The sequence below is a fragment of the Streptomyces jeddahensis genome, assembly GCF_001642995.1.
GTDB lineage: Bacteria > Actinomycetota > Actinomycetes > Streptomycetales > Streptomycetaceae > Streptomyces > Streptomyces jeddahensis.
On sequence record NZ_LOHS01000070.1, the window covers coordinates 1 to 14044 of the forward strand.

Consider the following 14044-nt stretch of genomic DNA (forward strand, 5'->3'; position numbering starts at 1 on the left):
CATGCAAGCATCAACGCATTGGCGTTCGGCGTGATCCTGCACGTGGCGGTCTGCCGCCGCTGGCCACTGGACGACAAGACCTCAGCACTGCGGCAGTCCGAGGCGCCCGAACAGTCACCGTGAGCCGGACCGGACCGTCCACCGCCTTCCGGGGCCCCGCACTCGGACGCTGCGGGCGGCCCTCGCCGTGGTCGACGCCGATCGGCTGGCGGAGATACGGCGGACGAAGGACGAGGCGTTCACGAAGGCACTGGAGTGGCAGTCGCTGAGTGTGCGGAGCTGGGTGCCGACCTGGGCCAGGGGCATCGAGTTCGCCCGCCGCACCCTCGCCTTCAGCAGAACCTGTTCAGGAGAGTTCGATGGGCCCATCCGGCAGCCAGCCCTCCGTATAGCCGGCGGTCAGGAGCGCAACCCCTTCAGGAAAGACCTCCCGCCGCCGTCGACGGAGTTGGGGCACAGGCCAGAGGGCGTGGCTGTGGCCCGCGTTTCTCGCGTTCTCCGCCTGCTCATCGGTGATGTGCACGATGAAGACCCGGGAGGGGGTCGGATGGTCAGACTCCCACGTTGCATCGGATCGTGACTGGTGCAGTCCGTACAGGGCAGAGAACCGTGGATCTCTTAGGCCGAACCGTTCCTGCAAGAAGCGGGTGGCCTGTCCGAGGTAGTCGGCACCTGAATCCAGCCGCACCTGGGGCACTGTCCACCCGCGGCAGCATGCCCCGCACAGCAGCAGCCGCTGCTGTTCATCCAGGAGCAGGTGGAACACCCGCCGGTCGAACCTGGGCCATGGTACGTAGACGTCGTCCATGAGCACACCGTCAGGTGTTGCTATTCAAATAGCAAGCCGACGGGCGGGTGAGCAGAGAGGGAGTGAGCTGACAAGGTGAGCGTGGGCGCAGCCTTATGAACCGTCATCGCCGTAGGTTGGCCTGGCCGGAGGCGGCGTGCAGGCTGGAGGCGTTTTGAAATCCAGGGGAGGTCGTTTTCGCTTCCAGAGTGCCAAGCTGGTGACCTGCGCCTCGGGAGTTTTAGACAGATCCCACGAAGGCGCGAAGGCGACGAAGGCGGCGAAGGACGGGCTTGCGTGAGAGTCCGGGGGAACTGACGGGCAGCTCGGGCCTGGGCTCTCGGTGAAGCCACGCTCGGTCCACAGCGTACCGGATGGTGGGTTCGGCAGGTGGGGAGGTTTCGCTGTCTGGGTCTTGGTCGGGGCGTGTGGGCGCCGGGGGAGTGAAGGGCCGGTGAAGGGTGGGCGCGGGGTGAGGAGGGGTCATCGGGACCGGCCTCTTCGTAGGACCTTGTCGATGCCGACTGCCACGATGACGAGGGTGCCGGTGGCCACGTCCTGGTAGAGGCTGTCGATGCCTGCCTGGGTGAGGCCGGAGCGGAGGACGCTGACGATGAGGGTTCCGATGAGGGTTCCGACGACGCCTCCGCGGCCGCCGAACAGGCTCGTTCCGCCGATGACGACGGCGGTGATGCTCTCCAGGTTCGCCGTCTGGTAGGCGTTCGGGTCGGCGTTGGGGATGCGGCCGAGGGCCTGCCAGGCCGCGAAGCCGTAGAGCAGCCCGGCGGTGACGTAGACCGAGAGGACCGTGCGCTCCACGTTGATGCCCGTCAGGCGGGCCGACTGCGGTGCGTTGCCGACGGCGTAGACGTGGCGGCCCCATGCGGTCTTGGCGAGCAGATACCAGAAGAACGCATACAGGACCAGCAGGACGAACGTTCCCCAGGTGATGAGTGCCCCGCCGACGCGGACACCGTTGCCCCAGAAGCGGAGCAGGTCGTCCGTCACCGGGTAGCTGCGGGACTGCGAGTACAGCCTGCCGACGGCGTAGACGACGGTCAGGATCCCGAGCGTCACGATGAACGGGGGGAGGCCGAGGCGGGTAACCAGCAGTCCGCTCACCAGTCCGATGGCCGTCGTCGCGACCAGGCCCAGCAGCACCGCCGTCGCGGGGTCGCCGCCCTCGAAGACGAACCTGGCCATGACGACCGTGCCGAGCACCGCGATGGCGCCGTTGGCGAGGTCGATGCCCGCGGTGAGGATGATCAAGGACTGACCCAGGGCCAGCGTGCCGATCACGATGGACTGCTGCAGAACAAGGGAGAGGTTGGCGGGCGTCAGGAACGTCTCTGTGCCGAGCGAGAAGACCACCACGGCGAGGATCAGAGCGGCCAGGGGACCGGCGGTCGGCGTGCGCAGGGCGTACCGGAGCGGCTCCCAGCGTGAGACGGCCGGTTCGCTGTCGGGGGCGGGCGCGGTGGCGGGTGGTCTCATGGTGTGCGGTGGCCCCTTCGAGCCGATGCACGCCGGGATGTCAGCCCTGTCAGCCCGGGCACGTCAGCCCCGCATGTCAGCCCCAGCATCGCTCGAGTCCCCAGGCCGTGTTCTGCGACTTCAGCCCGGCCACCGGCTTGTCCGTGATGAGCACCGTGCCCGTGTGGGTGAAGCCCGACGGCTTCTTGCCGCTCTTCGCGAACTCGACGACCGCGGCCACGCCGTCATCGGCCATCCTGACCGGGAACTGCATGACCGTGGCCGCGTACTTGCCGGCCTGTACGTCGCGTACGCCCGCGCATCCGCCGTCGATGGAGCCGATGGACACCTGCTGGGTGAGTCCGCGTGCGGCGACCGCAGCGTAGGCGCCGCCGGCCACCGGTTCGTTGATGGTGTAGATGGTGTTGACGTCGCTCGCCCGCTGCAGCAGGTTCTCCAGCGCGGCTTGCGCCGTGTTCGAGTCGGCCTGGGTGTCCGCGCGCCCGACGATCGCCGGCGAGTCCTCGGTGAGCTCGAAGCCCTTGAGGAACCCGTCGTGGCGCTGCCGGCTGACCGAGGAGCCCTGCGTACCGTCAAGCATGATCACCTTCGGCGCTCGGTCGCCGAGCACGGCCCTGAGATAGGCGCCCTGCAGTCGTCCGGCCTCGACGTTGTCGGTCGCGAACGTGGCGTCCACCGCGTCCGGCGGGTCGGTGGCCGTGTCGAGCGCGATCACCAGGATGCCCTGTCGGCGGGCGTCCTCGATCGCCTCCAGGATGCCCGTCGTGTTCGACGGGGTGATGAGGATGCCGTTCGCGCCGCGCGAGACGAGGCTCTCGATCGCGGCGACCTGGCCTTCGTTGTCGCCGTCGAACCTGCCCGCCAGGGCGATGAGCTCGGCGCCGTGCTTCTCCGCCGCGGCTGCGGCGGCCTCGCGCATCGTCACGAAGAAGGGATTGGTCTCGGTCTTGGTCACGAGGCCGATCGTGACCTTGTCGTCCGTCCGGCCGCCCGTATCGTCCTGACCTCCGCCGCACGCGACGGCACCGAGCAGCAGCGCCACGACGGCGAGGAGCGCGGCACCATGGCGTCGGCGTTGTTGCCCGGTGCGTTGTTGCCTGGTGCGCTCGCGGCTTGTGCGGTGCTCACGGTCTGTGTGGTCGGGACCCATGGGTGACACCTCCTCCAGCCGGCGGCAGCGTCATGCGAGCTGTCATACGTACGCGCGTCTACGTCGTCTCCATCATGTGTCCAGAATCTTCCGGTATAGCGACTTATGCCCCCTCGGTACGGGCAGACGGACGCCCGCCGAGCAGAGCAAGGGGCCTCCACTCGGAGGACGGCTTGAGCGATCTGGCGGAACCGCGCGGAACCGAGCAGCAACGAGCGGCAACGAGCGACAACGAGCGGATGCGGGCCGCCCCATGGATTGCGGCCGTGGTCGTTGAGGCGAAGGATGGTGAACGGCCTGGTGGCAGCACTGGTCGACGGCCTGGTGGCGGCACTCCGCGAAGCCCGGCGAGCCCGCGGAGCCCGCCGGATCTGCCGAACCGGTGAGCCCGCCGAACCGGCGAGCCCGTCGACGACCAGAGAAGGTGAGGTTCCCGTGACCGGCCCGCCCCTGCTGGCGCTGCGTGGGATCTCCAAGCGGTTCGGCGCCGTCCAGGCCCTCATGGACGTGGAGCTGGAGATCCACAGCGGTGAGGTCGTCGCGCTCCTCGGCGACAACGGCGCCGGCAAGTCCACCCTCGTCAAGGTCATCTCGGGCGTCGTGCCCGCGGACAAGGGCGTCATCGAGTGGGAGGGCCGGACCGTGCAGGTCAGGTCACCCCAGGACGCCCAGCGCCTGGGCATCGCGACCGTTCACCAGAACCTGGCGCTGTGCGACAACCTCGACGTCGCCGAGAACCTCTTCCTCGGACGGGAGCGGCGACGCCCCGGCCTGCTGGGCAGTCTCTGCCGGCTGGTCGACGGCAGCGGTATGCGGCGGGAGGCCCGCCGGCAGCTCGACGAGCTGGGGATCCGCATTCCTGACGTACGGGTCCCGGTCGCCGTCCTGTCCGCGGGTCAGCGGCAGAGTGTCGCGATCTCCCGGGCGCACCTCGGCGAGCCCAGGGCCGTACTCCTGGACGAGCCCACCGCCGCTCTGGGCGTCCAGCAGACCAGCCACGTCCTCGACCTCGTCGACAAGCTTCGCGAGCGTGGCGTGGGGGTGCTCCTCATCAGCCACAACATGGGGGACGTCAAGGCCGTCGCGGACCGGGCTGCGGTGCTGCGGCTCGGCCGCAACAACGGCTTTTTCGACGTGCCGACCACCTCGCACGACCAGATCATCTCCTCGATCACCGGCGCCACGAGCAGCGCCTGAGCCGCCGGTACGGGATCCGGAACGCGGCTGGTATGTCGGTACGGATGCGGTGCGCCGCCGGTACGGGATGCGGTCCCTCATGACCGCGTGACCCGTACCCGGTAGTCGCCGTCTCGTCCGGCGTCCGTGACACTGATCCGCAGGTGGCTCTCGGCGTCGGTGAAGGTGCTGCCCGCTCCGTACGTCGCATCGGAGAGTTCCGCCTGGACGTTGGGGCTGCGGGTGCAGCCGCCGCTGCGGGGCGTCGAGTCGACGACCGTGATCGGGCCGTGGCCCGTGTCTATGTCCGCGTCGACGCGGTAGATCAGGACGCCCGGCTTGCAGACGGCCTCGTCGTTGCCTGCCTTGGTGCGTACCTCGACGGCGTAGCCGGTCGTCTTGGTCAGGGGGACGAAGAGGAGCTTGGGGCCGCCGGCCCGGGACAAGGGGGTGAGGCGGTGTTCCGACGTGCCGCGGGTGGAAGCACAGGATATCTGGGTGCTGTCGAGCCAGCCGAGCTTCCATTTGTGCCAGGCGAGCAGGTCGTTGTTGGCGCCCCAGTCCTCGCTCATGATGTCCCAGTGGCCGACCGCGCTGCCGCCCTCCAGGGTGTAGAGGTCGGGTAGTCCGAAGGTGTGGCCGTTCTCGTGGGGGAGGACCCGGTAGCCGGTCTCGGCGTAGGTGCCGGAGCCGTCGTCCTGGCGGCTGTAGATGAAGGAGGCGTTGGCGATCGGCACGCCGTCCGCCGTCGGAGCGTCGCGGTTGCCCGCGAAGGTGACGGAGAGGACGGTGTCGAGGGCGGACGGGCCGGCGTTCGGGGTTATCAGGATGTTGACCAGGTCGTACGTGCGGAAGTCCACGTCCGGGTCGGCCTTGGCGACGATGTCGTCCACGAGGCGGCGATAGCCGGGGTCGAACGGCGCGCCTCGCTGTATGCCGTAGTCCGTGAATTTCTTGGGCATCCGCAGCCAGTGCCGGATGGGGGTCTCGGGGCGGTAGTCGAGACGGCCGTACGAGCTGGTGCGGAACCAGTCGCGGGTCTGCGGGAAGAACTCCGCCAGGCGGTCCATCGCGCTGCCCTCGCCGGGGACGTCGGGGAAGTCGACCATCAGGTTGAGGGCCCGGACCGTGCCCGTGGAGCGGGCGTAGCCGGTCGCCGTGGGTATGCCCTCCGACATCTGCACGCCTATGACGCCGTTGATCATGCAGGGGCCGAGTGCGGTGTTGCGGGCCAGGCCCAGGGCTCCCGAGGCGGTCGACGAGCCGTCCATGAGTCCGCCGGTGCTGGCCGACATGGTCATCGCCAGGGTCAGGGCGGTGAGCGACGCGAGGACGGTGGTGCGGCGCGGGCCGCGTATCCGACGACGGCTGGTCGGCTGCATGCACTGGCCTTCCGCTCCGCGGCAGCCGGGCCGTTCTGGCTGCTCCCTCTCGATCACCTTCTGCCGAGGGCTGCGCGGTCGCCTGCTGGGTGCGCCGATCGTGGGTTTTCCGGGCCCGAGAGGGTGTGACTCACCTCACGGACGGGGTGGGAAATAACCGGGGATCGCCTCCCCGTTTAGCTGAGTGTCCGAGCGAAGTGGGGACGGAATCCCCGGATGGGAGTGCACAGGTGAACGCCGTGGACACCGCCACCGTCGCGCAGCGCCGTACGTCCCGCCCGCGGGCCGACGCCCTGCGCAACCGGGAGCGGATCGTCACCGCCGCACGCGAGATCTTCGTCGAATACGGCGCCGAGGTGCCGTTCGATGAGATCGCGCGTCGCGCCGGCGTCGGAAACGCCACGCTGTACCGGCACTTCCCCGACCGCGAGGCGCTCGTGCGCGAGGTCGTGTGCTCGGTCATGGACCGTACGTCGGAGCTGGCCGAGGCGGCCCTCGCCGAGGAGGGCGACGCCTTCTCCGCGCTGCGCCGCTTCGTGCACGCTGCGGCCGACGAGCGGATCGGCGCCCTGTGCCCGATGCTCTCCGGCACCTTCGACAAGCACCACCCGGATCTGGTGGCCGCGCGCGACCGGATCGAGGTCCTTGTCGAGGCGCTCATGGAGCGGGCCCGGGCGGCCGGGCAGCTGCGCTCCGACGTCGCCGTCGGCGATCTGATGGTCGCGATCACCCAGCTCACCAGGCCGCTGCCCGGAACCGGATGCCAGGGCATCGACCGCTTCGTTCATCGTCATCTGCAGCTGTTCATGGACGGTCTGCAGGCCCCCGCCCGTTCCGAACTGCCGGGAACCGCAGCGACTTTGGAGGATCTCAGGCGGACGGACTGACACAGGCCTGACGGACTGACGCGCCGTCCCGTCCCGAGCGTCACACCGTTCCTCTCGTCTTCTCTCGACCTCGTCTTCCTTCGACCTCGTCTTCTTCGTCCTCCTTCGACCGACCTCGTCTTCTTTCGACCTCACGTTCTTCCGACCTCTCGCCACGTCGCGAAAAGTCCCGAAATGGGTACCTCCATGCCTGAAACCGCCAAGGCTGCTTCATCCACGGCAGCTCCCGCCCCCGATTCCAACCGCTGGAAAGCGCTCGTCTTCATCGCGCTCGCCCAGCTGATGGTCGTGCTCGACGCGACCATCGTGAACATCGCCCTGCCCTCCGCCCAGCAGGACCTGGGCATATCCGACGGCAACCGGCAGTGGGTCATCACGGCCTACGCCCTCGCCTTCGGCGGTCTGCTGCTGTTCGGCGGCCGTATCGCCGACCTCTGGGGCCGCAAGCGCACCTTCGTGACCGGTCTGATCGGCTTCGCCGCGGCCTCTGCGCTGGGCGGTGCGGCGCAGGGCGAGGCGACGATGCTCGGCGCCCGTGCCCTGCAGGGTGTGTTCGGCGCACTGCTGGCACCCGCAGCGCTGTCCCTGCTCGCGGTGATGTTCACCGAGGCCAGGGAGCGCGCCAAGGCGTTCGGCATCTACGGTGCGATCGCCGGTGGTGGCGGCGCCGTCGGCCTCATCCTCGGCGGCTTCCTCACCGAATACCTGGACTGGCGCTGGACGTTCTTCGTGAACATCCCGTTCGCCGTGGTCGCGGCCGCAGGCGCGTACTTCGTCATCCGTGAGCCCGCCGGCTCGCGCAACCGCTCGCCGCTCGACATCCCGGGCGTGGTCCTGTCGACCCTCGGCCTGGTGTCCCTGGTCTACGGCTTCACGCGCGCCGAGTCCGACGGCTGGTCGGACTCGATGACCATCGGCCTGTTCGTCGCGTCGGCTGTGCTGCTGGCCGGATTCATCCTCGTCGAGTCGAGGGTCAGGGCGCCGCTGCTGCCGCTGCGTGTGCTGACCGACCGCAACCGCGGCGGCGTCTACCTGTCGCTGGGCCTCGCCGTGATCGCGATGTTCGGGCTGTTCCTCTTCCTCACGTACTACCTGCAGATCGTGAAGGGCTACTCCCCGGTGAAGACCGGCTTCGCGTTCCTGCCGATGATCGTGGGCATGATCACGGGCTCGACGCAGATCGGCGCCCGGCTGATGACGCGGGTCGCGCCCCGGCTGCTGATGGGCCCGGGCTTCCTGGTCGCCGCGGTCGGCATGCTGCTGCTGACGCAGATGGAGATCGACTCGTCGTACGCGGGTCTGCTGCTGCCGGCGCAGCTGCTGCTGGGTCTCGGCATGGGCACCGCGTTCATGCCCGCGATGTCGCTGGCGACCCACGGCGTCGAGCCGCGGGACGCCGGTGTCGCTTCCGCGATGGTCAACACCTCGCAGCAGGTGGGCGGTGCCATCGGTACGGCGCTGCTGAACACCATCGCCGCGTCCGCGACCACCGCGTACATCACGGACCACATCGCAACGGCGGCCTCCAGGCCCCAGCAGCAGCTGGTCCAGCTGCAGGGCATGGTGCACGGCTACACCAACGCGATCTGGTTCGCCGTCGGCATCCTGGTCGTGTCGGCCGCCATCGCGCTGACCTTCGTCACCACCGGCCGCCCGGGCGCGGCCGCGGCCTCCGGGCAGGCCGGCAGCGCGGACGCGCAGGACGAGGTGCAGGTGCCGGCCGTCGCGCACTGACACGGCGTAGGTCCGAAGGAGGCACCCCGTACCGGCGAGGGCCCCGCGCCCTCAGCGGAGCCAGGGCAGGTCCGCTGACGCGTCCTTCGGCTCGAGTCCCTCGGCGACGATCTGCATGATCTCGCCGAGGGACTTCTGCTGTTCGGGCGTGAGCCGGTCGAACAGTGCCTGGCGGACCGCCGACACATGGCCGGGTGCCGTCTTGCGCAGCACCTCGTACCCCGCGTCGGTCAGCACGGCGAACTGTCCGCGCTTGTCCGACGGGCAGTCCTCGCGGCGCACCCAGCCGTTCTTCTCCAGCCGGGCGATCGCGTGCGAGAGGCGCGAGCGCGTGATCTTGGCGACCATCGCCAGCTCCGTCATGCGCAGCCGGCGCCGCGGGGCCTCGGAGAGCCGTACGAGCAGGCCGTAGTAGACATGCGGCATACCCGCGTCGCGCTGCAGCTGCCGGTCGAGATGGTCCTCAAGGAGCATGGTGGCGTGCAGATACGCCAGCCAGATGCGCTGTTCCTCACTGGTCAGCCAGCGCGGTTCCTGGTCGGGTGCCGTCGTCATGTATTCCACTCTACGCCCCCTCCTTGAATCTTAAACAAAGCGGAGGTAGGGTCTTAAACCGGAAAGCTTGATACTTCAAGCAGTATCAGGCAATCGCCGATAGGGCTGCAGGGAGTAACCGCCATGACCGTCACCGCACCGGAGCGTATGCCGACCCTCTACCTCAGCCACGGTGCCCCGCCGCTCGCCGACGATCCCGTGTGGCCCGGTCAGCTCGCCGCCTGGGCCGCGGACCTGCCGCGCCCCAAGGCGATCCTGATGGTCTCCGCCCACTGGGAGGAGGCGCCGCTCGCGCTCGGCGCCACCGAGACCATCCCTCTCGTGTACGACTTCTGGGGCTTCCCTGAGCACTACTACCAGGTGCAGTACGCGGCCCCGGGCGCTCCCGAACTCGCCGAGTCCATACGGAAGTTGCTGCGCGGCCCCGGCGTACCGGTGCAGGACATCCCGGACCGCGGGCTCGATCACGGCGCGTACGTGCCGCTCGTCGAGATGTACCCGGACGCCGACATCCCCGTTCTGCAGATCTCGATGCCGACCCTCGACCCGCAGAAGCTGATGGACATCGGCCGCAAGCTCGCTCCGCTGCGCGACGAGGGCGTGCTGATCGTCGGCAGCGGCTTCTTCACGCACAACCTGGCCGCGCTGCGGCAGGGCGGCATCCCCGCATGGTCCGTCGAGTTCGACGACTGGGGTCACCGCGCGCTGGAGTCCGGCGACGTGGACGCGCTGCTGGACTTCGCCCGTAAGTCCCCGGCGGGCCGGCTGGCCCACCCGCGCACCGAACACTTCGCGCCTCTGTTCGTGACCATGGGCGCGGCGGACGCGGCCGGTGAGCTGGACGGGCAGCGGAGCGTGATCGACGGCTTCTGGATGGGGCTGGCGAAGAGGTCCGTGCAGTTCGGATAGCCCCGTGTAGTTCGGACAGGGGTTCCTCCGGTGGAGGTTCGCGTGTCCCTTGGAGCTGTAGCCCGCCCGGGCTACAGCTCCTTCTCGTACCAGGCCACGTCCCAGTACTGGCCGAACTTCCGGCCCACCTCGCGATACGTGCCGACATGCCGGAAGCCGAAGCGCTCGTGTATGCGGTTCGAGGCCTCGTTCGGCTGGGCGATGCCCGCGTACGCGCGGTGCACGTCCTCGCCCGCCAGGGCCTCGAAAAGCGCCTTGTAGAGGAGTGTGCCGATGCCCCGGCCGCCTGCGTCCGGGGACAGATAGATGCTGACCTCGACGGAAGTGCTATATGCCGGTTTTTTTCGGAATGGGCTTGATGTGGCGTATCCAAGGATGCGACCGTTGTGCTGCTCCTGGGCAACCATGAGGCGGTACGGGCCGTCTTCAGGGTGGGAGAGCAGCCAAGGGCGGCGCTCATCAGGAGTGAAGGCGGCCGTGTCGAAGGTGATGGCGGTCTCGCGGACGTAGTGGTTGTAGATGTCCGTGAGGGCCCTGAGATCTTCCTCGGCGCCTGGCCTGACCTGCACCTCTGTGTGCTCTCGCGGCATCAGCCCTCCTTTGTGGCGGCACAGGGTACTGCATGATCAGGAAAATTGATGAGCGGCTTGGGAATTGTGTCCGGATTCCAGTCGTTGTTTCCATCGGATGCAGGGCACCCGGCAGGGTGTCGGCCACTCCAGGACCCGCTCGAATCCACCATCGCAAGGGAGCACGCATGGCAACCCGTGCCGTCGCCAGTCGTCAGTCCGCCGTGGGCGAGACGGACGTGGCAAGCAGTGTTCGCGCCGGAGGCGGCGAGATCGCCGATCGCGACCTGGTCGGCATGTATCTCGACGAGATCGCGCGGACGCCGCTGCTCGACGCCGCCAAGGAAGTCGAGCTGTCCCAGATCATCGAGGCGGGTGTGTACGCCCGGCAGATCCTCGACGACGATGTGGAGCAGGAGAGCGAGGTCGCGAAGAAGGCGACCCGTGAGGAGCTCGAGGCGCTGGTCGAGGCCAGTGACCGGGCCAAGGACGTCTTCATCAGGTCCAACCTCCGTCTGGTCGTCGCGGTCGCCCGCCGCTATCCGCGGAGCGGTCTGCCCCTGCTGGACCTGATCCAGGAGGGCAACGCAGGTCTGGTGCGCGCGGTCGAGAAGTTCGACTACCGCAAGGGCTTCAAGTTCTCCACGTATGCGACGTGGTGGATCCGGCAGGCGATCACCCGCTCGATAGCGGACCAGTCGCGCACCATCCGCCTCCCCGTCCACCTCGTGGAGGAGCTTGGCCGGATCCGTCGCGTGCAGCGCGAGTTCGCCCGTGAGCACGGCCGGGAGCCGGAGCCCGCGGAGATCGCCGCGGAGCTGGGCTCGAACGCGGAGCGCGTCGGGGACGTCCTGGACTGGGCCCGCGACCCGGTCTCGCTCAACATGTCGGTCGACGACGAGGGTGAGACCCAGTTCGGTGATCTGCTGGAGGACACCTCGGCGGTCACGCCCGAGCAGTCCGTGATGACGCTGCTGCGCAGCGAGGAGCTCGACGACCTCATCGGGCGCCTCGACCAGCGCACCGCATCGATCATCAAGATGCGGTACGGCATCGAGGACGGCCGGGAGCGCACGCTCACGGAGGTCGGCAAGGAGCACGGCCTCACGCGCGAGCGCATCCGCCAGATCGAGAAGCACGCACTCCTCGAGCTCAAGAAGCTGGCGCGGGACACGGGGTTCGACGCGGCCGCGTAACCGCGGTGGCCGATGACTGCCTGATGCCTGTGGCCTGCCCTCTCGTGGCATGCCGGCCCCCTGAAAGCCGAGCCCCGGTACCTACTCCCCCCCAAGGTGCCGGGGCTCGCCCGTGCCCCTGACCCCCTGCTCATCCAGCCCCGCGCGGCCGCGGGTGGGCCCGTTTATGTCTGGGCCGTGCCCGAAAATGCCCGAACCTGTTTACTTCCCGGAAATCCAGTCGTAGTCTCAGGTAGAAACCACAGGTTCGGGCATCGAACGGAGGCAACCGGGCTATGTACGCACCGGAGCGTCAGCAAGAGATCCTCCGCCTCGCGCGCGACGGCGGTCGGGTGGACGTGCTGTCGCTGGCCGAGGAGTTCCAGGTCACGGCCGAGACCATTCGCCGGGACCTCAAGGCCCTGGACCGCGCCGGACTCGTACGCCGTGTGCACGGCGGAGCCATCCCGGCCGGGCGGCTCGACTTCGAGCCCGACCTCGACGAGCGCGAGAGCACGGCCGCCGACGAGAAGGACCGCATCGCGCGGGCCTCGCTCGCCGAGCTGCCGAGCGAGGGCAGCGTGATCCTCGACGCGGGTACGACCGTGGCGCGGCTCGCCGCGGCGCTGCCGCTGGAGTCGACGCTGACCGTCGTGACGCACAGCCTGCCCACCGCGGCCCGGCTCGCCGACCACCCCGGCATCCAGCTCCACCTCATCGGCGGCCGGGTCCGGCACCGTACCCGCGCGGCCGTCGACGCCTGGGCGCTGCGTGCGTACGGCGAGATCCGCGCCGACGTCGTCTTCCTCGCCGCCAACGGCTTCTCCGCCGAGCACGGGCTCACCACGCCCGACCTCGCCGAGGCCGCCGTGAAGCGGGCGGCCGTCGCCGCCGCGCGGCGCGTCGTCCTGCTCGCCGACTCCGGCAAGCACGGCAAGGAGCACTTCGCGCGCTTCGGGGACCTGGCCGACGTGGACCTGTTGATCACCGACAGCGGGCTGAGCCCCGACGACGCTAGCGCCATCGAGCGCGGTGGCACGGAAGTAGTACGCGCATGATCCTCACCGTCACCCCGAATCCGAGCCTCGACCGCACCTACGAGGTCCCGTCGCTGGACCGCGGCGAGGTCGTCCGGGCCACCGGCGACCGTATGGACCCGGGCGGCAAGGGCGTCAACGTGTCGCGGGCCGTCGCCGCGGCCGGCCAGCGGACCGTCGCCGTACTGCCGCTCGGTGGCGCGCCCGGCCGGTTCGTGGCGCAGCTCCTCGACGAGCAGGGGATCGAGGTCGCCCCGGTGCCGGTGGCCGGCCAGACGCGCTCCAACATCTCGATCGCCGAACCTGACGGCACGCTCACGAAGATCAACGCGCCCGGGCCCGAGCTCTCCCCCGAGGAGCAGGAGCTGCTTCTCGAGACCGTGCGCCGGCAGTCCGCGGGCGCCGCCTGGATCGCGTGCTGCGGCAGCCTGCCCCGCGGGCTCGCCCCCTCGTGGTACGCGGAGCTGGTCGCCCGCGCCCATGCGGCGGGCGCCCGGATCGCGCTGGACACCTCGGGCCCGGCCCTGCTCGCCGCGCTCCGCGAGCGGCCCGACGTCGTCAAGCCGAACGCCGAGGAGCTCGCCGAGGCCGTCGGCCGCCCGCTGGCGACCGTCGGCGACGCGGTCAAGGCGGCCGAGGAACTGCGCGAGCTGGGAGCGCGGGCGGTGCTTGCGAGTCTTGGCGCGGACGGACAGCTGCTGGTCGACGACTCCGGCGCCTACTTCGCCAGCGCCCCCGTCGCCGTCGTACGCAGCAACGTCGGCGCGGGCGACTCCTCGCTCGCCGGATTCCTGATCGCGGGCGGCAGCGGGCCCGAGGCGCTCGCCTCCGCCGTCGCCCACGGTGCGGCGGCGGTCCAGCTGCCCGGCAGCGTGATGCCGACCCCGGCCGACCTCGAACCGGCCGCCGTGACGGTCACGTCCGTCATCCCCCAGGACCAGGCCCTGACGGAGGCGGTGTCATGACCGTGCACCTCGGGCGCCGTCTGTACGCGGTTCGCTCACCCCTGGCGTTCCGGCCCGACTTCGTGGTCCACTCGTCCGCGACGTACCCGAAATATCCGCTGATTTCGGCGAGCCGCCACTCCCCCCAGGCTCGTCTGAACACTCCGGCCCGGCTCTCCCCGGCGTCGCGGTCGGCCTCGATGCGGGCCGCACGCCCGTGGACGACCGCGAAGCGCCTGCTTCTC

General features: G+C 69.4%; 13 protein-coding genes. 7 read left to right on the plus strand and 6 right to left on the minus strand.

Annotated elements, in window-relative coordinates; genetic code table 11:
* Window positions 1-346 precede the first annotated feature (346 nt).
* The 3 genes from STSP_RS39130 to STSP_RS12145 form a co-directional block, all read right to left on the minus strand.
* Window positions 347-808 carry a hypothetical protein gene (locus tag STSP_RS39130; RefSeq protein WP_067275929.1) on the minus strand — a complete coding sequence of 154 codons (462 nt, stop codon included), beginning with the start codon at window positions 806-808 and terminating at the stop codon, window positions 347-349.
* Window positions 809-1270: 462 nt separating this feature from the next.
* Entirely contained in the window at window positions 1271-2281 is a 1011-nt protein-coding gene (locus tag STSP_RS12140) for an ABC transporter permease (RefSeq protein ID WP_078067108.1), read from the minus strand.
* Between the two features lie 76 nt (window positions 2282-2357).
* On the minus strand, window positions 2358-3431 hold the full coding sequence (locus STSP_RS12145) for a substrate-binding domain-containing protein (protein ID WP_078067109.1): 1074 nt from the start codon (window positions 3429-3431) through the stop codon (window positions 2358-2360).
* Between the two features lie 435 nt (window positions 3432-3866).
* On the opposite strand from STSP_RS12145, the gene STSP_RS12150 reads away from it, so the two are divergent.
* Window positions 3867-4628: an ATP-binding cassette domain-containing protein gene (locus STSP_RS12150; RefSeq protein ID WP_067276233.1), complete on the plus strand. Its 762-nt coding sequence runs from the start codon at window positions 3867-3869 to the stop codon at window positions 4626-4628.
* A 77-nt stretch (window positions 4629-4705) separates the two neighbouring features.
* On the opposite strand, the gene STSP_RS12155 is transcribed toward STSP_RS12150, so the two are convergent.
* The gene (locus STSP_RS12155) at window positions 4706-5989 is read right to left on the minus strand and encodes a M6 family metalloprotease domain-containing protein (protein WP_067275934.1); all 1284 of its coding nucleotides are present in this window, start codon (window positions 5987-5989) and stop codon (window positions 4706-4708) included.
* A gap of 239 nt (window positions 5990-6228) precedes the next feature.
* On the opposite strand from STSP_RS12155, the gene STSP_RS12160 reads away from it, so the two are divergent.
* Window positions 6229-6876 carry a TetR/AcrR family transcriptional regulator gene (locus STSP_RS12160; RefSeq protein WP_067276234.1) on the plus strand — a complete coding sequence of 216 codons (648 nt, stop codon included), beginning with the start codon at window positions 6229-6231 and terminating at the stop codon, window positions 6874-6876.
* Between the two features lie 186 nt (window positions 6877-7062).
* Window positions 7063-8610 carry an MFS transporter gene (locus tag STSP_RS12165; RefSeq protein ID WP_067276235.1) on the plus strand — a complete coding sequence of 516 codons (1548 nt, stop codon included), beginning with the start codon at window positions 7063-7065 and terminating at the stop codon, window positions 8608-8610.
* 51 nt (window positions 8611-8661) lie between these two features.
* Here the strand turns inward: STSP_RS12165 and STSP_RS12170 are convergent, their stop codons facing one another.
* Window positions 8662-9165: a MarR family winged helix-turn-helix transcriptional regulator gene (locus STSP_RS12170; protein WP_067276242.1), complete on the minus strand. Its 504-nt coding sequence runs from the start codon at window positions 9163-9165 to the stop codon at window positions 8662-8664.
* A gap of 123 nt (window positions 9166-9288) precedes the next feature.
* Between STSP_RS12170 and STSP_RS12175 the strand changes: the two genes are divergently transcribed.
* Window positions 9289-10074, plus strand: coding sequence for a dioxygenase family protein (locus STSP_RS12175; RefSeq protein ID WP_067275937.1), 786 nt, complete (start codon window positions 9289-9291; stop codon window positions 10072-10074).
* 71 nt (window positions 10075-10145) lie between these two features.
* Here STSP_RS12175 and STSP_RS12180 read toward each other — a convergent pair whose 3' ends face one another.
* Window positions 10146-10664, minus strand: a complete 519-nt coding sequence (locus tag STSP_RS12180; RefSeq protein WP_067275939.1) for a GNAT family N-acetyltransferase — start codon at window positions 10662-10664, stop codon at window positions 10146-10148.
* Window positions 10665-10831: 167 nt separating this feature from the next.
* Between STSP_RS12180 and STSP_RS12185 the strand changes: the two genes are divergently transcribed.
* The 3 genes from STSP_RS12185 to pfkB all read left to right on the plus strand — a co-directional run bounded on the left by STSP_RS12185 (window position 10832) and on the right by pfkB (window position 13820).
* Complete coding sequence (locus tag STSP_RS12185; protein WP_067275942.1) at window positions 10832-11839, plus strand: sigma-70 family RNA polymerase sigma factor; 1008 nt, start codon at window positions 10832-10834, stop codon at window positions 11837-11839.
* 275 nt (window positions 11840-12114) lie between these two features.
* A complete protein-coding gene (locus STSP_RS12190; protein ID WP_067275945.1) occupies window positions 12115-12876 on the plus strand; it encodes a DeoR/GlpR family DNA-binding transcription regulator in 762 nt (253 codons plus the stop codon).
* Entirely contained in the window at window positions 12873-13820 is a 948-nt protein-coding gene (gene pfkB, locus STSP_RS12195) for a 1-phosphofructokinase (RefSeq protein ID WP_067275948.1), read from the plus strand. Before STSP_RS12190 ends, pfkB begins: the two co-directional genes overlap by 4 nt.
* The last annotated feature ends 224 nt before the right edge of the window (window positions 13821-14044 follow it).

Bases quoted from the DNA above. Each gene is read 5' to 3' on its own strand.
- STSP_RS39130 (WP_067275929.1), bottom strand. From the start codon at position 808: ATGGACGACGTCTACGTACCATGGCCCAGGTTCGACCGGCGGGTGTTC.
- STSP_RS12140 (WP_078067108.1), bottom strand. From the start codon at position 2,281: ATGAGACCACCCGCCACCGCGCCCGCCCCCGACAGCGAACCGGCCGTC.
- STSP_RS12175 (WP_067275937.1), top strand. From the start codon at position 9,289: ATGACCGTCACCGCACCGGAGCGTATGCCGACCCTCTACCTCAGCCAC.
- STSP_RS12170 (WP_067276242.1), bottom strand. From the start codon at position 9,165: ATGACGACGGCACCCGACCAGGAACCGCGCTGGCTGACCAGTGAGGAA.
- STSP_RS12165 (WP_067276235.1), top strand. From the start codon at position 7,063: ATGCCTGAAACCGCCAAGGCTGCTTCATCCACGGCAGCTCCCGCCCCC.
- STSP_RS12145 (WP_078067109.1), bottom strand. From the start codon at position 3,431: ATGGGTCCCGACCACACAGACCGTGAGCACCGCACAAGCCGCGAGCGC.
- pfkB (WP_067275948.1), top strand. From the start codon at position 12,873: ATGATCCTCACCGTCACCCCGAATCCGAGCCTCGACCGCACCTACGAG.
- STSP_RS12180 (WP_067275939.1), bottom strand. From the start codon at position 10,664: ATGCCGCGAGAGCACACAGAGGTGCAGGTCAGGCCAGGCGCCGAGGAA.
- STSP_RS12155 (WP_067275934.1), bottom strand. From the start codon at position 5,989: ATGCAGCCGACCAGCCGTCGTCGGATACGCGGCCCGCGCCGCACCACC.
- STSP_RS12190 (WP_067275945.1), top strand. From the start codon at position 12,115: ATGTACGCACCGGAGCGTCAGCAAGAGATCCTCCGCCTCGCGCGCGAC.
- STSP_RS12185 (WP_067275942.1), top strand. From the start codon at position 10,832: ATGGCAACCCGTGCCGTCGCCAGTCGTCAGTCCGCCGTGGGCGAGACG.